Below are 22,110 nucleotides of genomic sequence, written 5' to 3'. Positions count from 1 at the left end.
GGATCTTGGGTGGGAGAACCCCACCCCTACGGGATCTTGGGTGGGAGAACCCCGCCCCTACATTATTGTTTCATTTCTCGACGAATTGCTGATAATTGATCCGCTAATATTCCATAGAAAAAGATGATGATTCCTGATAATAATATAATCACATCTCGATCTGCTAGGTTGTCTTCTAATATAATTCCTGAAATGGAACTAATTAAACCTGCAACAATTAAAAATAAACTGACGGGTAAAAACACTCTTAAAGGGGCAAATAACACCACAATTCTAATAATTAACAAAATGGTATTTAACCCATCTCTAACAATTTTGACTGAACTCGGACGACCGACTCTTGGATTAATAATAATCGGAACCCACTGAATTAACCAACCATTATTAATTAAGGCAATGGTTGTAGTGGTACTAAAGGAAAATCCATCGGGGGCAAGGTGCATACAATCAAAAATTGCCTCTCGTCTCATGACTCTTAACCCCGAATTTAAGTCAGGAATCTTCCATCCTGTCACCCAATTTGCCACCCATTTTAAGATTAATTTTCCGGGTTTTCTGATAAATGGAACTGGAGAATTATAACGAGTTCCTATCGCAACATCTGCCTCTCCTAACGCTATTAATAAACTGGCTAATTGTTCCGCATCGTGTTGACCATCGGCATCTGCAATGGCAATTAATCCATATTTGGCTTTACGAATTCCTGTTTTTAAAGCCGCACCATAACCGCGATTTCTTCCCTGACGAATCACTTTTGCTCCCGCTTGCTTTGCCTTTTCTGCTGTTGAATCCGTTGAACAATCATCAACCACTAAAACCTCAAATTCGCCCCCAGTCGGTTTCAATAACTCTATCATTCCCGTCACAACCGTTGCAATTGCGGCTTCTTCATTAAAGGCAGGAATGACTAAAGACAGTCCTTTTCCTTCCGCTAAGGTTGTTTGAATTGCTGTTGTTAACTCTCCATCCACCACTTGATACATATTGTTTATCTGCTGAATTTCTCAACCTATTGTATTATCTGAAAGGATCAGACTCGGATTTCGGGTCAATTATATCTGATTTTGGATCGATTTTTAGATGCTAGTATCCCGCCTCCAGAAGTTTTTAACCGCCCCAGAAGATCATCGATTTAGTCCTCGAATGATCTTTTGGTTGACCTTGAGTCTGGTTTTCTCCATTAGTTTTGCCATTCCGCCTCTACAAAAAGCCTTCAGTGGAGAATATTTAATCATGGATGACGCCCGACAACATCTATTTTGGATGCAACGGTTTGTTGACCCTGATTTATTTCCTAACGATTTAATTGCTGATTTTTATCAATCCATTACGCCTTCGGGTGTAAGTGGATTCTATCATTTAATGGCGAATTTAGGGGTTAATCCGCTACTTTTAAATAAAATTTTACCTTTATTTTTAGGATTATTAACCACTATTTTTTGTTTTGGGATTTGTATTGAACTTTTACCTGTCCCAACGGTTGGTTTTATTGGGTCTTTACTGCTGAATCAAAATCTTTGGTTACACGGTGAATTAACAACGGCCGTTAGTAGTGGTTTTGCTTATCCGGCGTTTCTATCTTTTCTCTATTTTCTATTACGTCGATCTCCTCTGGGTGTGGGAATTTGTATGGCAATTATGGGGAATATTTATGGCCCCTTAATGTTAGTTGCTTCTGGGGTTTTAATTCTGCGGTTAATTCAGTGGGACAAAGGCAAATTGCAACTTTCTAATCATCGTCAAGATTATATCATTTCGGCTGTCGGTTTAGGGGTTGCAACGTTAGTGATTATCCCTTATTTTTTCTCCACTTCTGAATATGGCCCTACCATTTCTGCCCAAGAAGCGAAAACGATGCCCGAATTTTTAGATAAGGGAAGAACAGGATTTTTTTATGGCAATAGTGGGTTAAATTTCTGGTTTAAAAATAGTCGCAGTGGGATGAAAATTTCGTTGAATCCACCTTTAGTTATATTAGGATTTTTCTTACCAATTTTCTTCCGATTTCCCCGTCAGTTTCCGTTGGTAGAAAAAATCAGTTCTAAAATTAATATCCTGTTGTACTTAATCTTAACATCTTTAGGGTTATTTGCGATCGCCCATCTCTTATTATTTAAGTTATTTCTTCCCAGCCGCTACACCAGTCATAGTTTTCGCATCATTTTAGCAGTTTCAACAGCCATCGTTTTAATTGTTGTCTTAGATGGAATATTTCAAGCTTCCCTTAAACAAATTATTGCTTTAGCATCAACGTTTGTATTTAGTTTTGTGTTAATTTTTTATCCGTTTTTTATCTGGGGAAAAGCCTTTCCCAGAACTGCTTATACCATTGGAACAGATCCGGCTGTTTACCAATTATTAAAACAGCAACCGAAGGATACTTTAACGGCTTCTTTGTCCTTAGAAGCAGATAATTTACCCATTTTTTCTCAACGTCCAGTTTTAGTTTCCTGGGAACACGCTTTACCGTATCAACAGGGCTATTATCGTCAAATTAAACCTAGAGTTTTAGATTTAATTTCTGCCCAATATAGCCCCAATTTAGACACCGTTAAACAGTTTATTCAGAAGTATGACGTTGATTATTTTCTGATTGATCAAAAAGCGTTTACTCCTGAATATATGACCGAGAATGTTTGGTTTAAACAATGGCCGGATCAAGGAAAACAAGCCTTAAGCCAACTTCAAGGAAAACAGAAACCGATCCTGTTACAATCTTGGAATCGTTGTACTATCTATCAAAATCAACTCTATCGTCTGGTAAAAGCAGATTGTCTCATCCAATAACCCGTAGGGTGCGTAAGCGCAGCGCACGCACCACCGGACATTTTATTATCGCAGTTTTTAGTCAGGTAAGGTACAACCACAAAGACACTAAGACACGAAGAAAGAAGGGGGGGGATTCAAGATTTATAGGGGTTTTTGTTACACTCACTAGCTAACAATAGGCTAATTTAGGGAGGTCAATCATGTTAAAAAAAGGTTTAATTAATCTCGGAATTTTACCGATTTTTTTGTTTAATAATTTTACCTTAATTTCCCTCAAAAATCAACCTCCGAGCCCTGTTGAAAGTTATAAACCTGATCCAGCAACATTATTTAACCAAGGAAAACAATATTATCACCAAGGACAATATACTCAAGCTGCTGATATTTTACAACAAGCTATTTTAGGGTTTTCTCAACAAGGAGATATTGTTAATCAAGCGATCGCATTAAGTAATCTATCTTTAGTTTTACAACAGTTAGGACAATGGGAACAAGCCGAAAAAGTTCTACAGGAAAGTTTAGGGTTAATTCAAGATTTATCCTTTCCTAAACAGCCTTTAATTCTAGCTCAAATTTTAGAGATTCAAGGTCAATTAGAATTCACAAAAGGACAACCAGAACAAGCTATTAAAACTTGGAAACAAGCGTTTAAACTTTATTCACAAACGGGAAATTGGTTAGGAGAAATTACTAACCAAATAAACCAAGCAACGGCTTTACAAACTTTGGGACTCTATCGTCAATCTTTAAAAACATTAACAGAAGTTAATGAAACCCTGAAATCTCAACCGAATTCTTTAATTAAAGTAACGGCTTTATTGAGTTTAGGAAATGCCTTAAAAAAAGTGGGAGATTTAAAAACGGCTCAAGCTGTTTTGCAACACAGTTTAGAGTTAGCTAAAACTGCTAATTATTCTCAAGTTTTAAGCCGAATTTATTTAAGTTTAGCCAATCTTAATCGCGCTCAAAATAATTCTGATCTCGCTTTAGAAAATTATCAAAATGCAGTAAAAACAGCCTCAAATGGTTTAGAAAGACTGCAAGGTTTGATTAATCAATATAGTTTACTGATTGATTTAAAACAATACAAAGAAGCAGAAACTCTATCGCAGGAAATTCAAGATTCTATTTCTCAAATTCCGGTGAGTCGGAGTTTAGTTTATGCTATGGTTAATTTTACCAATTCTTTAATCAAGTTAAATTCAACTTCTAACGATTCTAAAATTATTGATTTATTAAAGACTGCAATTCAATCTTCTAAAACCTTAAAAGATCTCCGTTCTGAATCTTACGCTTTAGGGAGTTTAGGGAAATTTTATGAACAAAATCAACAACCCTTAGAAGCTCAGAAATTAACCGAACAAGCTCTATTAATTGCTCAATCCATTAATGCTTCTGATATTGCTTATCAATGGCAATGGCAACTGGGAAGACTCCTGAAACAACAAAATCAGAAACAAGAAGCCATCGCCGCTTATACTGAAGCGGTTAATACTTTAAAATTTCTCAGAAAAGACTTAGTTGCGATTAACCAAGATGTGCAATTTTCTTTCCGAGAAAGTGTAGAACCTGTTTATCGAGAATTAGTCGATTTAATTTTACAATCTCCGACTCCCGATAACCTAAAAACCGCCCGTGAACTGATAGAATCCTTACAACTTGCTGAACTCGATAACTTTTTCCAAGAAGCGTGTTTAGATCAAGAAATTAAACCTCAAGAAATTGATCAAATTGATCCCAATGCAGCCATCATTTATCCGATTATTTTAGCCAATCGTTTAGAAGTTATTCTCTCAATTCCGGGTCAAGATTTACGTCACTATTCTACCGAAATTTCTCAACAACAGGTTGAAAATACAATTCGTCAATTACGACTGTCTTTTCAACCGATATTTTCGACAAAAGAACGGTTAGAATTATCGCAAACCGTGTACAATTGGCTCATCCGTCCAGCAGAATCTGATCTCAAAAATAGCTCGATTAAAACCTTAGTCTTTGTCTTAGATGGTTCTCTGCGAAATGTGCCAATGGCTGCCCTTTATGATGGCAAAAATTATCTAGTTCAAAATTATAATTTAGCTCTAACTCCAGGTTTACAACTCCTGGCTTCTCAATCTTTAAAACGAAATCAACTTAAAGCCTTAACCGTTGGGTTAAGTGAAGCTCGTCAAGGGTTTTCGGCTTTACCTGCCGTTGCGTCTGAACTTGAAAAAATTGAAGCAGAAGTTCCGACAAAAGTTTTATTAAATCAACAATTTACTCGTGAGGCTGTTCAACAACAAATTCAAGAAACCGCCTTTCCCATTGTTCATTTAGCGACTCATGGACAATTTAGTTCTAAAGCGGAAGATACCTTTTTATTAACCTGGGATAGTCGGATTAATGTTAAGGATTTAGATGATTTTCTCAGCCGTCGCCAACGGGGAGAACAAAATCCGGTAGAATTATTAGTCTTAAGTGCTTGTGAAACCGCAACGGGAGATCAACGGGCTGCTTTGGGATTAGCGGGTGTAGCGGTGCGTTCTGGGGCACGGAGTACCTTAGCGACGTTATGGCAAGTTAACGATATCTCCACCGCCTCCTTGATGGCAGAATTTTATCAAGAATTAACTCAGCAACAAATCAGTAAAGCCGAAGCCTTGCGTCAAGCCCAGTTAAAGCTGTTACAACAGGCTAAATATCAAGATCCCTATTATTGGGCGCCCTTCGTTTTGGTGGGAAATTGGCAATAGATTTGTAACTCTGAAGATAGGTTAATAAAATTAAAGTATTAGTGCATCATCCAAGACCCGTGATCTAACAGGAGTCCTCTTGACTCTAGTTCAATTCTTTCTGAGTATTCTTTGGAGACCCATACTTTTATGTTTCACAACCGTTTGCACCAGCACTGGATTAGCCTATCTCTCCTGACCCTTGTGGGGGGCGCTTTTGTTCCGCAACTGTCCGTTATGGCTCAACCAAACCCTTCAGAGGGAATCCAAATTAGTATGGCCTTTGAACCCCCACCAGGGGAAGGAATGCCCGCTCGCACCGCCGGAGGAGGGTCTCGCGGTCAAACTCTGGCTGCGATTCAAACCACACCCCCCTTAATGGCCTTAGTTCCAGCGTTTTATTCTCAAACCAATGGTCAAGAAACGGATATCAAAGGATTGACGCTGGCGGCTACCCCGACATTCTTTTTCTATGTTCCTGCAATTCCGGCAAAAGAAGCCGCTTTTAGCTTAAAAGATGAAAATAACAACGATATTTACCAAACTCGTTTAACGCTTCCCAATCAACCCGGTATCGTCAGTATTGCTTTACCAAAAGATACTCCTCCGTTAAAAATTGGTCAAACCTATCGTTGGTCATTTGGGGTGATTTACAACGATGAAAACACGCAGGAGCCTAAAGTTGTGTTTGTGAGCGGGGAAGTCACCAGAACAGAACCCGATGCCATGTTAAAAGCTAAACTACAACAAGCTAAAGCCCTAGAACAAGCTAAAATTTATGCTGAAAATGGAATTTGGTTTGAAAGTTTAGCCACCTTAGCCCAACTGCGTCAAAATCAACCGATGGATGAAACATTAACCAAGCAATGGAATGAACTGTTACAATCCGTTGGTTTAGAATCCATTGCGAATCAACCGTTTGTGAATGCCCTTGAGAACTAATTAAGGTTAAACTCAAATGAAGTATGGAGTTATGAAACAAAAACAAACGGTCTTCAGACTTCATACTTTCAGATGGAAACCTTCTGGGCAATGGCTGAAGTTATTTCGTTATTTATGGTTAAGTCCTGTGATAACAGCTTCAGTTATTGCCTTGCAAAGTACAGGATTTTTACAACTTTTAGATTGGGCAACCTTTGATCAATTTGTGCGGTGGCGTCCCCTAGAACCTCCTGATTCACGGATTGTCATTGTTACGATTGATGAACCGGATTTAAAAAAACTTGGACAATGGCCGATTCCTGATGCTATTTTAGCACAATTAATAGAAAAAATAAAGCTTCAAAACCCGATTGCGATTGGATTAGATATTTATCGAAATTTACCCGTTCAACCGGGACATGAGGATTTAATTAAGGTCTTTAAAACTACCCCGAATTTAGTGGGTGTAGAGAAAGTTGTTGAAGATCAAAATCGAGCTTCTATTGAACCGCCTCCGATTTTAAAAGATAAAGATCAAGTGGGGGCGGCGGATTTAATTTTAGATGCAGATGGCAAAATTAGACGGGCATTATTATCAATCAAACCCCCAGAACGTCCTACTATTTTAAATTTAGGTGCGACCGTTGCTTTAATTTATTTACAAACTCAAGGGATTACCCCTAAAATGACCGAAAATCAGCAAGTTATTTTAGGAAAAGCTGAATTTACACGATTTACAGAAAATGATGGCGGTTATGTTCGCGCTGATGATGATGGCTATCAAATTTTATTAAATTATCGGGGATCGCAGGATAATTTTCATAAAATTTCCATGACTCAAGTGTTAAACAATGAGATTCCACCGGATTTTTTTCGTGATAAAATTGTATTCATTGGCCCCTTTGCCCAAAGTTTAAATGATCTATTTTTTACCCCTTATACCAGTAATTTATTTAGTATTAATGATCGTACACCGGGAGTAATTATTCATGCTAATATTGCCAGCCAACTGATTAGTAGCGCTATCGATGGACGCACCTTAATTCATGTTTGGTCAGATCGGACAGAATGGTTTTGGGTGTTTCTTTGGTCAACGGTTGGTAGCAGTTTAGGATGGATTTATGGGGGAACCCGTTGGACAGTTTATTGGTTGATTTTAGCCAGTGGAGGTTTAATTATTATTTCTTATAGTGCTTTTATGAGTGGTTGGTGGCTTCCCTTAGTTTCTCCTTTATTAGCATTAGTCAGTTCTGGGATGGTGGTTACGGCTTATATTGCTAATGTTGAACGTCAAGATCGGAAAATGGTGATGACGTTATTTCAACGGTATGTTACCCCCAAAATTGCGGAAACAATATGGCAAAATCGAGAGGATTTATTACAAAAAGGTCAGATTTTAGGGCAGAAAATGATAGCAACTGTCCTGTTTACGGATATTAAAGGTTTTAGTACCATTGCTGAACGTATGGAGCCCGCAATGTTAATGACTTGGTTAAATGAATATATGAATGCTATGGCGAATATTGTGTTTGAACATGATGGGGTTGTGGATAAATTTATGGGGGATGCTATTATGGCAGTGTTTGGAGTTCCTATTCCTCGAAATAATCCTCAAGAAATTGCTCAAGATGCCACTTCGGCGGTATCCTGTGCCTTAGCAATGGGGGAAAAGTTGCGAGTGCTTAATCAACATTGGCAACAACAAAATCAACCCTTGATTTCTATGAGAATTGGTATTGCTACCGGAGTTGTCGTAACCGGAAGTTTAGGCAGTTCTCAACGGATGGAATATACAACATTAGGCGATAGTGTTAATATTGCGGCTCGCTTAGAAAGTTATGATAAATCCTTTTATAGTGAGGGAATCTGTCGAATTTTAATGAATGAAGAAACCCATCAACAAATTAATGGCAAGTTCCCCACTCGTTACGTCGGTCGTGTGCAATTATACGGACGTCAACAGTTAATTAATATTTATCAAGCTATCAACGATTAAAAGGGAACAGGGAACAGGGAACAGGGAACAGGGGTAATACTTCTAGCTGTTTCATATCACTTTTAAATTATTACAACCTATTTGGGATTGCTATATATATGATTTTTAATATTAGTATTTCTGCTTTCGCCCCCTATTCCCCATTCCCCAATCGTAATTCGTAATTCGTAATTCGTAATTGCCTATTGCCTATTGCCTATTGCCTGTTCCCTGTTCCCTGTTCCCTGTTCCCTCTTAAAACTTAAGTAGGACGGATTTCCGAACTAGCACTCGGAACAGTTGAGTGCTAAAGTAACCTATTGGTGATTAACAATATTGTAAGATGGCTAAAATTGTTTCGTTTAGTGAAGAATCTCGTAAAGCCTTAGAAAAAGGCGTAAATGCCTTAGCCGATGCGGTGCGCGTCACCCTTGGCCCTAAAGGTCGCAATGTCTTATTAGAGAAGAAATTTGGTGCTCCTGAAATCGTTAATGATGGCATCACGGTTGCTAAAGAAATTCAACTCGCTGACCCCCTCGAAAATACAGGCGCTCGGCTGATGCAGGAAGTCGCCTCCAAAACCAATGAAGTTGCTGGAGATGGAACAACAACCGCCGCTATTTTAGCCCAAGCCATGATTCATGAAGGGTTAAAAAACGTCGCAGCCGGGGCTAATCCGGTGGCCCTGAGACGGGGAATGGAAAAAATTGCTCAAATTTTAGTCCAAGAAATTCAAGCCGTTGCAAAACCCGTTGAAGGAGATGCGATCGCCCAAGTCGCTACAATTTCCGCCGGAAACGATGAAGAAATCGGTCAAATGATCTCCCAAGCCATGGAAAAAGTCACCAAAGATGGGGTGATTACCGTTGAAGAATCTAAATCCATCACCACTGAATTAGATGTGGTGGAAGGAATGCAACTAGATCGGGGATATATTTCTCCTTATTTTATTACCGATAATGAACGGATGGTGGTGGAATTTTCTAACGCCAGAATCTTGATTACCGATAAAAAAATTAGTTCTATTCAGGACTTAGTTTCTGTTTTAGAAAAAATTGCCCGTTCGGGTCAACCGTTGTTAATTATTGCTGAAGATATTGATGGGGAAGCTTTAGCAACTTTGGTAGTCAATAAAGCCAGAGGCGTGTTAAATGTTGCTGCCATTAAAGCTCCGAGTTTCGGGGAACGTCGTAAAGCTTTGTTACAGGATATTGCCGTTCTTACAGGCGGACAATTAATTTCTGAAGAAGTGGGATTAAGCTTAGATACGGTTTCTTTAGAGATGTTGGGAACCGCCAGCAAAATCACCATTGAAAAAGACAATACCATTATTGTAGCTGATAGCAAAACTCAAGCCGATGTGAAAAAACGGGTTGAGCAGATTCGCCGTCAATTGGAAGAAACCGACTCTGAATATGATGCCGAAAAACTCCAAGAACGGATTGCTAAATTAGCTGGTGGTGTGGCAGTGATTAAAGTGGGTGCTGCTACGGAAACGGAAATGAAATCTCGGAAACTGCGAATTGAAGATGCGTTGAATGCAACAAAAGCCGCCGTTGAAGAAGGAATTGTTCCGGGTGGTGGAACAACGTTAATTCATCTGGCTAAAAAAGTCGATGAAATTAAATCCCAACTCGATGATGAAGAAAAAATTGCGGCGGGAATTATTTCTAAAGCTTTAGAAGCTCCGTTATATTATATTGCCAGTAATGCTGGGGCTGAAGGTGCTGTTGTGGTAGAAAATGTCCGTGACACTGAATTTAGCATGGGTTATAATGCCTTAACGGGAATATACGAAGATTTAATTGCTTCTGGAATTATTGACCCGGCAAAAGTGGTACGTTCTGCACTGCAAAATGCCACATCTATTGCGGGATTAGTGTTAACAACTGAAGCCTTAGTTGTCGAAAAGCCTGAGAAGAAAGCCGCCATGCCCGATATGGATGCCATGGGCGGTATGGGTGGCATGGGCGGTATGGGTGGCATGGGTGGCATGGGCATGATGTAGAATGCCGTGATCTCTCGGTGAACTATCCCAGAAGCAACGGATCTACTCGGGTCATTGAGAAATATCCGTTGCTTTGATAATTTATTTTAATCAATTAGGCAAAATTATTTTGTTTTTTAAAAGATTGTCAGGAATTTTTGATATTTTATTGAGAATTACTTTCAAAGAGTTGACGAGATTATCGGGGTTCTGCTATCCTAGAAAAAACAGCACCCAAGGGGTTATTGTGTCTATTCGTGAAAATACAGGCTAAAACCCTTGTTGTGTCGTTAAATCTGTTGGTTTTATGACTAAATTTCGGCGTGGCGATGCACGAATTTTGGGAAAGGAAGGTTAAGCAAGGGATAGGAGTATTGACAAAACAAACAATTTATGCTATTCACCTCAAAAGCTGGGTTGGTAACAAACTAAAATCTCGGTTTGAAGACCCCCACCACAGCATCAGACTTCGGCGTGAGATCATTAGATGTGGGGTGATCTGCTTTTTACCCCGCCAGCATTTCAACAATTATCAATTTTTGATTTGTTGAAATAGATGGAATCCCCGTGCGTTCACGCCGGGGCGGATGTCAAAGCCATGAGCACGGTAACAAAGTAGATCACCCTCAATTGTAGAGACCGACCATGATCGGTCTCTACAACGAAAAGAGTTCAGCAAGCGTGTTGCATACTCCGTCAACCACCATCTCCCGTCAATCACAAAGCGATGTGACGGTGAGAGTGTCAATAAATGTTTTTCACTTATTTAGAAAAACGGGGGCCTAGGCCAACGGCTCCAGCATAAACCGCTTGGGGGCCGAGTTCATCTTCTATGCGTAATAAACGGTTATATTTAGCAATCCGTTCACTGCGACACAGAGAACCGGTTTTAATTTGTCCCGCCCGGGTCGCAACGGCCAGGTCTGAAATAGTGGTGTCTTCGGTTTCCCCAGACCGGTGACTAATCACCGAGGTATACCCATTACGGGTTGCTAAGTCAACGGTGGCTAAGGTTTCGGACAGGGAACCAATTTGGTTAAGTTTTACCAAAATAGAATTGGCAACTTTCTGCTCAATACCTGTTTTCAAGCGGGTCGGGTTCGTCACAAATAAGTCATCTCCCACCAGTTGCACTTTACCGCCTATTTTCTCCGTCAGGGATTTCCAATTTTCCCAGTCATCTTCCTGTAGACCATCTTCAATGGAAACAATCGGGTATTTGCCAATTAATTCACTCAGGTAGTCAATCAGTTGGGCCGGACTGTGGGGTTGACCATCGTAGGTGTAGGTTCCGTCTTTGTAGAATTCACTGGAGGCGACATCCAGGGCGAGGGCGACCTGTTCACCCGGTTTGTATCCGGCGATTTCAATGGCTTGGATGAGAATATCCAGAGCTTCTTGGTTGGAACCGAGGTTAGGGGCAAAACCACCTTCATCCCCAACACCCCCTAAAAGTCCTTTTTCTTTTAGCACCCCACTTAAGGAAGCAAAGACTTCCGCACCCCAACGCAGGGCTTCTTTAAAGGTGGGCGCACCAATGGGAACGATCATAAATTCTTGGATATCAACGTTATTGGCGGCGTGGGCACCTCCGTTGATCACGTTCATTAAGGGAACGGGGAGAACGTTGGCAATGGGGCCACCTAGGTAACGATAGAGGGGTAAACCGACGCTTTCGGCGGCGGCTTTAGCAACGGCTAGGGAAACACCCAGGATGGCATTGGCACCGATATTGCTTTTGTTGGGAGTGCCATCAAGATCGAACATGATTTGGTCGATGATGGTTTGTTCCAGGGCACTGACTCCGTTGAGGGCTGGGGCGATGATTTCAGTGACGTTTTTAACGGCTGTGAGAACGCCTTTACCCCCATAACGGCTTTTATCGCCATCCCGCAGTTCATGGGCTTCAAAGCTTCCGGTGGAGGCGCCGCTAGGAACTTGGGCGAGTCCATAAGCTCCGTTATCCAGGTAGACTTCGGCTTCCAGGGTGGGGCGTCCGCGAGAGTCAAGGATTTCACGGGCAATAATGGTGTTAATCGCGCTATCTGACATATCAATCCTTTGTAATGACGGATGGGGTCTCGTTGTTGAAATTTTTGAGACTAGAGAAAAGTTACCAGGTTCTTAGTATATCGGGTTGCAACTGTTGGAACATTTTAAGGTTTTGGTTAGCTGTTGACGGTTGGCTGATAGCCGAGATTGTCAAGATGAACCGATCGCAATTCTGACAACTCATATACCCACGTAGAGACGCGCCATGGCACGTCTCTACAGGGGACGGATGCGTAGCCAAGATTTTAAGGATGGAATATTAGCGCTAACCTTTAAAGGGTTTTGGGATGAAATCATTATTCAATTTTGGCTCAATAGCAATATTTTCCCTCTTTGGGTTTAGGATTGTTTTGAGCTTTTCTTAATGTTCCTAATAAAGTAGATACAAACACACAGCGTTTGGCTGGGCTACCATTCCGCAGGGATAATGTTACCCGGCCTAACTGACCATTGGCACGACCTTTATAGTCAAATTGCATTCTCCAAATTTTGGTGGTTTGATTTTGATAGAGGGTTGTTTCTGTGGGATCTATTTGAACATTTTGATCCAGGGTGATCCATTGAGGTTGTGTGGGGGTATCGTCTCGACGATGTATCGCCCATTGAACGGTATTATTTTGATCTCTCAAGCTGATTTGCCAGATTTCTTTGCTGCGTTTGGCTTCTTCACGGGTCATTTGCATCGCCCAATAAATTCGATCAATAGAAGTGGTGAGGCGTTGATGGTTGATGAAGGTTAACCAACTAGGGGCTGCAATGGCACTCAAAATACCCATCATGGATACAATGATGAGGTTTTCTAGTAGGGTAAATCCGCTATTGGAGGAGGTTAAGGAGCGATCGCAGGTTTTTTTTGGATTAATCATTGCAGCACACCTGATTTCAACTAAATAGTTATGTTTTCTAAACGAACTTAACTATTAGTTTCGGAGAAATCAGAGGTTTTGAATAGGTAAAAATTACGGATTTTTTATTGTTATTTTGGACATTGAAAGGTTAGTCAATTAGTGAGATTACGGAGTTAAGGAATGCGATCGCTTATAAAAAACTTTAAGATGGAACTCGACAACCTGTTTTATTAGTAGAACTGTTATAGTCTCCTGCTCCTATCCTCGTTCCTCCAAGTAGACTGTCTACAATAACACAGCGTTTACCTTTTCCATCAGGAAGGGAGATTGTTGCTGTGAAGGGGAGTGTTTGACCAGATTTAATACTTCCTCGATAATCAAAAATAATCTCTGAATCTGTAGCAACTGTTGTATCTCCTGCACCTGTAACAAGTTTGATTGTTCCTGCTTTAATTTCCCCAGAAACATTAAGTTTCTGTACATTACCCTCATAACTAACGGTAGGTGGATCAACTGGAGGATCATTAAATTTTATAGTAACATCACCTTTTTTACGTTTAGCTTCAGCTTGAGCCGATTTAATCGCTTGAAATACCTGATCATTAACAGTTTTAAGGCGTTGTCTGGTTGTAAATGCTTCCCAACTGGGGGCGGCGATCGCTGTTAAAATTCCAATTATTAAAACCACAACTAATAATTCAATCAGGGTAAATCCCTGATTAATCTGATTGGGATTTTTTTTTGATTGATTGATTAACAATCTATTTAATATTAGTTGAATTTTCATAATTTATCCTTTTTTATTATTGAATAACCTTTGAGTTGATTTTAATTTCCAAGACCACTTAATCCGCGCAATTGAACTGATGATTTGGGACAATAGGGTGAGTCGGGATTATTGGTACAATCTGCTTCAGCATCATTACGTCTGAGTGCATTTCCTTGAATCGTTAATTTAGCTATGTCATTTGTTGAGCTAGGATCTAGTTCAAATTCTTCAATGTAGTTAACTAACACCTGATTTGCCGGGAAATTAGCTTTATTAGTCACATTTTCCAAGGGTTTAGATAGACTAAAACTCTTATTATAATCTGTAATATTTTCTTCGGCGTATTCCTGAAGTTCAGTTGTAAGTTCAGCCTTTTTGTAGTAAGTTCCATCAGATTTCTTTAACCCATCAGAAATTTCATATCTAACTATTCGACTAGGACAAGGTTTATCTGAAGCTGAAGGTTGACACCAAATTGATGTTTTATCCGTTTCTGGAAGTAATTGATAACTGACTAATGACAAAACGTAAGTATCATCACAAGGCGTTGTTGTTGTGTTACAATCTTTAGGCTGTTTACTTGTATCTACTGGAACAGCATCTTCTACTATTTTTCGTTTCCAAAATACAAGAACTGGGGCTCCATCAGGAGGTAAAAAAGTTTTAACTGTTGTGTCAATATCCGATTTTGTGTAGATATGTAGAGCTTGACTAACATCTTCTCCAATATAATCTAATGCAGATTGAATTTCTTCTTCGGTGTTTGCTTTAGCACTTTCTCGTTGATCATCGTTTAATAGACCAATGACCATTCCCATTAATGGCGTGATCACAATAAAAGCAATAACTGTACCCACTAAGAGTTCAATCATTGTCATGCCTTTGACTTGATAGTTTTGATCAAATTTTGCCGGACTTGACCTGATTTTATGTTTAAATAATAATTTAAGAAAGATACTCATTTTTATTGCTCCATTAACTTAAGAAAAGTAGGTGAATTAAGTTAGACTTAAAATATTACGGTGAAGATTAAGGTTTTAGTCGTTTTTGAAGGTCTTCAAAGGTTGCACCCGGAGGCAAAACTTCAGTTTTCATAACAACTAAAGGTAAACTGCGATTACCTAAAGCATTGGTTGTTAAGCTATCCGATTTTAGAGGATTATCAGCAGTTGGTGTTTTAAGAGCAATACCTGAGCCAAAAGAGTTGGCTCGATAAACTCGAACTGCTAATTGATAGCTCTTAGTTTTTGTAATAGTGGAACCAGAGGTAGAATCATAGACAATTCCTTGCACGACCATATCTGTAACACTAGGAGTGTCACTTTTACAACCTCCTCCATCAAAATCCATGCAATATAAACCCGATGGAGTTTCACAGGCGATCAGGATTTTGTCAGGATTTGGGTCGGTAGTTGTTACAGTGGGTACAGAACAGCTTAAACTTGCGTTAGCTGGAGGATCAGCATTCTGCCATGAGTCTTGAGTAGTTTTAAAAGATAACTGATCAATCTCAATTTTGCCACTTTTCACCTTATCCACATAACTTCTGGCGGCTTGAGTTGCTAGTTCAACTCGTTTCGCTTGTACGCGAGTCCCCACAGAAAAGGCAATTACAGGGCCAATAGCTAACAACATGACAGATACAACAATTACCGCCATTAGTCCCTCAAGGAGGGTATAGCCTTCTTGGGAAGGTAAGCGTTGATTGAGTGGGCGTTGCTTTAAAAACATGACTTTTTCCTCCTATAAAACTTAACCACCATATTTAGCATCGCAGACTTGACTCGGTATTGCTTTAGTTGTGGAGATATCTTTGGTTGGGTCTACTACTTTAGAACACAACAACCCTTGAATCCAATCATCATCTCGGCTGACTTCGCGGAAATATTCATCCGGTGCAAGCGTTTCATCCGTTAAAGAGAATTTCTGGGCAAATAAATCCGGGGGTTGAGATAACAGACCCACATCAAAACCCCAGTTCCGAGTCGGGGGTAAGAAGTAGCCAATCTTACCACCCCCGGCATTACTTCTGTATCGACTCGCATTGTTACCCGCATTGCCGAATATTCCGGGTGGACGTTTACCATAGGTATAAGTCGCATTCTCATCCATGAGGCTCAAGTAAGGAGCGGAACCATAGGAACTGCGATTGGTCTGAATAAAAGCACCTGCGATATTAGAGGTTGCGGCTGGAAATTGCCAGTTTTCCAGGAAGCGCGGTAAGTTTTGCAAACCACCATTATTATCGCCAGGGCGTACTGGAATGTCTCCGGTCGCCATCACTAAGTTAAACTCTGTTGTTCCAGCCAAAATCCCCCATCGATTATTTTTAACGTCAGGATTATCGCCTACGGGAAATATTTTTGTTGCATTTGTCTCTGTAGCTGTAGATATAGTTGTCGAGTTAGTGGCGTGGATTTGCAGGATCGGCACTAACAGGGGTTGTTTATTTTCTAGCCCCACGAAAGTAGATACGGAAGTGGTAGGTGCTTCTGGATTATAATACCAGAGGGGATTAGCACCGTTAGTATTTCGGTTATTTCCGTTACGAGTTTGGAACCAAAGAGTGTTGTTTTGATTGTTTCTAATATTAGCAAAAACGTTAGTAATGTCTCCAGCAGCAGTAACTCCCAAGGGTGTTGGTAGATTACTATTCAAAATCATTTGATTAGTAGGATTTCGGCGAAAGGCGACACGGCGAGGAAAACGTTGATACTGTGCAGCAGGTGGAGTTGCGGTTGTGCCTGATAACAGAGAAGCTACGGGTACAACAGTATTGTCAAGATTTCGGGTTGGGATCACGCTACCACCGAAAGCAATAACAGACCAATCACCAGTCCCACAAGCAGACACAGGAAGTTTCAAACAAATTTCGGTCAGAAACTCCTTCGGATCATTAGTATTAGGCTTGGGTACACCAGTCGTAGAATTCTTCTCAGGATCAAGCCGTCGCTGAATGGGAGTAACAAAGTTATTGAAGTAGGAACTATTCAGAATTGTTCCTGTAGTTGAACGGTAATTCTCATCGGTAGGGGTAGAGCTTGTCCCAGTATCAGCAAAGCGACCTGTTGGCCCTCCACTACTCAAACCATTAATAGCATAGTCATTATTCAAAAAGCCATTTAACTGACGTGCCATTTTAGCAGTAATGACAATATCTGTTTCCTTGACTGCCGTATCAGTTTTGTCTCCATCACCATTCAAGTCAATGCCATATTTTGTTTCATCAAATGCTGCTGGTACTGGAAATAGAGTTTCTGTGAGTGGTTGTTTAACTGTTGGTGTGACTGGTGGTGGTCTGAATTTGAATAAAACATCTGTTTCCATGACTCCCGTATCGGTTTTGTTTCCATCATTATTGAAGTCAAAGTCATATTTTGTTTCATCATACTTCATCACAAAGTTAACTTCTGTTTCCTTGACTGCCGTATCAGTTTTGTCTCCATCACCATTCAAGTCGAAGCCATATTTTGTTTCATCTCCTGCGGGATCTAATGCGCTAATAGTGCCATTTCCATTCAAATCATGACCAATTCTGCCCATGAATAAAACCTCTGTTTCCTTGAGTCCCGTATCGGTTTTGTCTTCATCTTTATTCAAATCAAGGTTATAGGTTGCTTCATCAACTGTCGGATCGGTGTCGTCAATTTTGCCATTGCGGTTGAAATCATAACCAGCAGTAGCACTAATAATTCCATCCCCGTTTAAGTCATAACCAGCAGTAGCACTAATGATGCCATCCCCGTTTAAGTCATAACCTTTGATAATGGGGCTACCCGCATTATTTCTGAGATCAAAATCCCCTTCATCTCGATAACCAAACCGGAAGTTATCAGACAGCAGGGTAATAGCATCGGCTAGGACGTTAGCGGGACGCCAATCGTCTCCAGTATCACACTTGAACCCCGCAGCTTGAATTCTTGGATCTCCAGCATGACAAGCAAAGTTAGGATTGAGAGCACTGGCTGGACGACCATAGTAATCGGCAAAAGTCCAACTAAAAGTCCCTGTAAATTCCTGTTGGGTATGTTTATTAAAATTCCCTTGAACATAAACAGGCAGGTTAGAGACTAAAGTAAGTCCTTTGTCTTGAACAACCTCTTGCACTGTAGGAGATGCAGGCAACGGACGCTTTAAGACAGCACCATTAGCCAGAAGAATCCCATTCGGGCGACGGGTCGGATCTAATTTTAAGTCCGCCGCACTTTCTTCAAGATCAGCCGGGGTATCGAGGGTGTTGGGTTGGGCACTCAAATCAGGTAGCGCATCATCCCGACTCGCGTAGATAATCCCACTAAAAGGCAACAGGTATTCTTTACCCCCACTGGTTTTTGGCCCTGTAGTTACACCTTGGGTAATCTCTTGATTTCGCAAGGCTCCTAAATCAATTCGAGTCACGCGAACTTCCTGGGGCATCCGTTCTTCCAGGGGCAGAGTAGCACGGGCATTTAATTTCGCTTTCTGGGCAGTATTAGGAGGGCTGCTGAGGGTAAAGGTTTCATCAACAGTTGTGCTGGTATCATCCGGTTCATTGGCTTTGACTTCTCTGGCATTTAAAAGCGTAGCTTCCGAAATCGCTCCATGAGGAATTACCGTGTCAGATGGGGTAATGTCCCCACTGAGAATATCTAAAGAACAAAGGGTACTATCAATAGCGGCTTGATTCGCTAAGGTCAGATCATCTCCGTCTACCAGGGTTTTTAAGGCATCTCTCAAAGCTGGATTGGCAAATCGACCATCGGGAAAAACATAGTTAGCTTGGGTTCCCAGTTCAGCAGCCCCACCAGAGACGGTATAGAGTCCTGTTGTAGAACTGTAAGAGGCAGAAGTCGGTCGGGCTGTTGTCGGTTTGGGGTAGGCTACACCGTTATTAGATTTACCATTGGTAGTATCTTTTCCAAATCCTCCGTCAACGTCAATGCTATTTTTAGCGGTGATTCGATTGGTTGGGTCATAGTAACTACTAACACAAGCAATCGGTTGTTGATCGGTATCGTCATTGGCAGGATCATAGAAATCTGAGGAATAGTGGTAAACGACTGATGCCCTCATCCGCAGGTCTCCCTTAGCATATTGGGGAGTATTAGGATCAATCGTTGGGGTTTTAGCCGCAGGTAAAGTTGTGGGTAAAGTAGCCCAACTGTCAGATCCACTATTGTCATAAACCTGAACTCCACCAACACCCGTCACTGGAGACATGGGCATGGTATCAGGCCAGACAATGGGAAAAGTTTCCGTTGCTGATGTGGCAGGATCATCATAGGTATCAACAGTTGAAGCCCATCGGGGTCGTGGTAAAAATGAGTTTCTCGGTTCATACACTCCTGCACCTGTAATCACCCGTAACCCCCCAATAGAATCTAGTGGAGCTTTGGGTTTTTGGGCTGCGGCTTTTTCCCAATAGCCATCTCGTTTGGTATCTCCTAAGTTGGGTAAAGCTTTAACTTGGGTGCTGCGAGTTCGATCCACCGTATTCGGGTCAGTCCATTTTTCCGCACCAACAGGGAGGTTTCGTGCCGTTTTCCAAGGAGGATTGATAGTTGAATCGTACTTAAGGGCAGGTAAGTTATTCCCAGCTACGACGCGATCGCCTAAATAGTTTTCTTTTCCATTTGTCTTCTGAGTCTCTGGTTCGGTTTGCTCAAGTTGACCAGCAATAAAAGTTACACCAGAGGTACTGCCTGTTCCGGCTGCGTTAGTTGGTAACATCCAAGTATCTGTGGCGGGTCTTAAATCTTCTGTTCCTAATCCTATTGCCACTGGAGCAGTTGTAGTACCTGCTGGAATCGTTTTATCCTCTACTTGTGTGACTTTCCGAATTCTAGCTTTAAAATAAGCCCTTAGTTGTTCTTCACGGACTGTATCAGGTTTTAGTGTTGAATCTTCTGTTAGACGCTTTTGAACCACTGCTTCAAGTGAAGGTGGCATATTACTGGCCTGAATTTCTTTATCTCCTGTAGTTGCCCTCAAATCATCAATCAAAGCTTTGAGACGCGCTTTATAAGCAGCATCATCATACATCGCATCATTAACAGCAGTGCTGACTGATTGGTTTGTCGTGCTAATTGTTTGATCCTTATTAGGGTTAGTTCCGGCTCCTTGGTACAAATGCACTCCGACTGTTTCTGGCTTAACTTGATCTGTCATTCCGTTGAGAACGTTACCCGCTACAATGATTTTGCTATTTTCTTCTCTATAGAAACAAGAGTTAATCCCACTAACTTGATAAAGTGTTAAATTTCCAAAGTGGGAAACTATTAAATTACTATTAGTAAAAATTCGTCCATTTAAGTTAGCATCAATGGGCGTAATAATTAAATCATCTTCATAAACAACGGCATTATTAGTTAGGGGAACCCGTGAAACATCAACTTGATATTCTAAAGCTGAAAAGCTAGGAGTCCCTTTATAGAAACTATATGTTGTATCTAAATTAAACGCAGTAATATCTGCTTCAGTAATTGGTACAGTTGTTGTATAAACAAAAAAAGCTTTTTTTAGGTTCCCATCTGTTCTTGACCACCCGGAATCATCTACTAAAGTGCTTGTTCCTCCAGAGGAAAGAATTGCTTGACATTCCTTTGTCACTCCTGAACTCAGGGTCATCGGAGGCGTTCTAGCATCTAAAGGGTTTCTAGTTCTATTGGTTCCAGGTTTGCGAAAGAAGATCCCATAGTAGGTAAAACTATCAAATTTGCCATCATTATTTGTATCTACTGGAAATCGCCAAGCGGTTTGAATAGCGTCTTGATCTTCTAGTGGTTTGAAATTCGTGCCATTCTTGACGGTTATTCCAGCGACGTCATCAACGTCATACTGAATTTGCAAGCGTTCCTCATCACCTAAATCATAAAAAACATCATTTAAAGCCCGATTTAACTCATTATCAGATGGTGTTTCTCTAGGTAATGATTTATCGTTTCCTGATAACAAATATTTGATTTTCTCTCTAGCCCGATCTAATGCTGGGGTTGCCGCTTGTAGAACTTGTTCATCCACCCGCCGATATTGAGCCATTTTTGCCCGATCCATTGACCGGAACATAATGGTTATAGTCAACAGCACCACCACCAATAATACCATCGCCACCGTTGGCAACACAAACCCAGCCCGACCATAACGGTCATGACGATTTATCCTCATCCAACCTCGCAGAAGCGATCGCATTGTCCCTCGTGTCATTCGTTTGACAGCGATCCGGATCGCACTGAACAGAGACAGAATCAGATTATGGAATTTGTTGTTGTGACGCTTTGACATAGATGCCTACCTAACCTTTGATAGAAATGGTTGTGCTGGCTAATAAAGGATTCTTAAAAGTTCACAGTTACCTGTGGGAGTTGAGACAATATGCCTCAAACTAAAATTTAAGTAGATTTATAAACAGATTAAAATTTATTAAGACGAGAAAAACTCCCTATCTTTAGTTGTAGCATTCCTCCCCCTAAAATTACCTTAGTAAAAATACGGGTTTTTTAGACTTCAGTTTGGTTGAAATCTTACCGATTACCACGTTCTCCAGATACTCACCCTTTTATAAAATAACGCTTTTAGCTGGATTGGGACTGTAAATTATCACTGATTTGTTGTGTTTGCTATCACACTCCCCATCCTCAAAGACCCCTTAAGGGACTTTCCTCTATTTCTTAGAATGCCCAAAAAATTAGGAAAAGCGATCGCAGAAGCCAAAAATTAAGACATTGCAAAAATAACCCCCCAGTTGTTGCGGGGGGGTGAGGAAATCATTGCTATTTTGCCTCAGTTAAAATTTATTCAAATCAATTCCGGCTTTTTTCGCCATTGCTTGTAACCCTTTGAGTTCAATGGTTTTAATTGCTTTTGTAGATAGTTTCAATCTAACCCAGCGTTTGCCTTGGGGCCACCAAATCCGTTTCCATTGTAAATTTGCTTCTTGTAGCTTGTGGGTACGACGGTGGGAGTGAGACACAGCCATTCCGTTATTGGCTCTCTTTCCCGTTAACTGACAAATCCGAGACATGGTTAACTCCAGTTTAGTATTTTCTCAAAAGTCCAAACCTTTATTATACAGAGTTTTCGTTTGAGAAACCCAGTTTTTG

13 protein-coding genes are annotated in these 22,110 nt (G+C 40.7%); 5 read left to right on the top strand and 8 right to left on the bottom strand.

Annotated features, from left to right (window positions below; all coding sequences use genetic code 11):
* Positions 1-62: 62 nt before the first annotated feature.
* Complete coding sequence (locus IQ236_RS15410; protein ID WP_193870053.1) at positions 63-983, bottom strand: glycosyltransferase family 2 protein; 921 nt, start codon at positions 981-983, stop codon at positions 63-65.
* A gap of 97 nt (positions 984-1,080) precedes the next feature.
* Here IQ236_RS15410 and IQ236_RS15405 point away from each other — a divergent pair, with 97 nt between their 5' ends.
* From IQ236_RS15405 to groL, 5 genes are all read left to right on the top strand, one after another.
* Entirely contained in the window at positions 1,081-2,787 is a 1,707-nt protein-coding gene (locus IQ236_RS15405; protein WP_193870052.1) for a hypothetical protein, read from the top strand.
* A gap of 182 nt (positions 2,788-2,969) precedes the next feature.
* The gene (locus IQ236_RS15400) at positions 2,970-5,501 is read left to right on the top strand and encodes a CHAT domain-containing protein (RefSeq protein ID WP_193870051.1); all 2,532 of its coding nucleotides are present in this window, start codon (positions 2,970-2,972) and stop codon (positions 5,499-5,501) included.
* A gap of 216 nt (positions 5,502-5,717) precedes the next feature.
* Complete coding sequence (locus tag IQ236_RS15395) at positions 5,718-6,422, top strand: DUF928 domain-containing protein (protein WP_193870050.1); 705 nt, start codon at positions 5,718-5,720, stop codon at positions 6,420-6,422.
* Positions 6,423-6,453: 31 nt separating this feature from the next.
* A complete protein-coding gene (locus IQ236_RS15390) occupies positions 6,454-8,397 on the top strand; it encodes a CHASE2 domain-containing protein (RefSeq protein ID WP_228041664.1) in 1,944 nt (647 codons plus the stop codon).
* Positions 8,398-8,719: 322 nt separating this feature from the next.
* A complete protein-coding gene (gene groL / locus IQ236_RS15385) occupies positions 8,720-10,384 on the top strand; it encodes a chaperonin GroEL (protein WP_193870048.1) in 1,665 nt (554 codons plus the stop codon).
* 741 nt (positions 10,385-11,125) lie between these two features.
* Here groL and eno read toward each other — a convergent pair.
* The 7 genes from eno to rpmB all read right to left on the bottom strand — a co-directional run bounded on the left by eno (position 11,126) and on the right by rpmB (position 22,031).
* A complete protein-coding gene (gene eno, locus IQ236_RS15380) occupies positions 11,126-12,415 on the bottom strand; it encodes a phosphopyruvate hydratase (protein WP_193870047.1) in 1,290 nt (429 codons plus the stop codon).
* Between the two features lie 311 nt (positions 12,416-12,726).
* On the bottom strand, positions 12,727-13,281 hold the full coding sequence (locus tag IQ236_RS15375; protein ID WP_193870046.1) for a pilus assembly FimT family protein: 555 nt from the start codon (positions 13,279-13,281) through the stop codon (positions 12,727-12,729).
* 184 nt (positions 13,282-13,465) lie between these two features.
* A complete protein-coding gene (locus IQ236_RS15370; RefSeq protein WP_193870045.1) occupies positions 13,466-14,050 on the bottom strand; it encodes a type II secretion system protein in 585 nt (194 codons plus the stop codon).
* 41 nt (positions 14,051-14,091) lie between these two features.
* Complete coding sequence (locus IQ236_RS15365; RefSeq protein ID WP_193870044.1) at positions 14,092-14,994, bottom strand: hypothetical protein; 903 nt, start codon at positions 14,992-14,994, stop codon at positions 14,092-14,094.
* A gap of 67 nt (positions 14,995-15,061) precedes the next feature.
* Complete coding sequence (gene hpsB / locus IQ236_RS15360) at positions 15,062-15,763, bottom strand: hormogonium polysaccharide secretion pseudopilin HpsB (protein WP_193870043.1); 702 nt, start codon at positions 15,761-15,763, stop codon at positions 15,062-15,064.
* A 21-nt stretch (positions 15,764-15,784) separates the two neighbouring features.
* Positions 15,785-21,292 (bottom strand): hormogonium polysaccharide biosynthesis protein HpsA, encoded by a 5,508-nt coding sequence (gene hpsA / locus IQ236_RS15355; RefSeq protein ID WP_228041663.1) that lies wholly within the window; start codon positions 21,290-21,292, stop codon positions 15,785-15,787.
* Between the two features lie 502 nt (positions 21,293-21,794).
* Positions 21,795-22,031: a 50S ribosomal protein L28 gene (rpmB, locus tag IQ236_RS15350; RefSeq protein WP_072718535.1), complete on the bottom strand. Its 237-nt coding sequence runs from the start codon at positions 22,029-22,031 to the stop codon at positions 21,795-21,797.
* Positions 22,032-22,110 lie beyond the last annotated feature (79 nt).

The sequence above is a fragment of the Planktothrix mougeotii LEGE 06226 genome (assembly GCF_015207485.1).
Classification (GTDB): domain Bacteria; phylum Cyanobacteriota; class Cyanobacteriia; order Cyanobacteriales; family Microcoleaceae; genus Planktothrix.
This window is presented reverse-complemented; position numbering and strand designations above follow the sequence as displayed.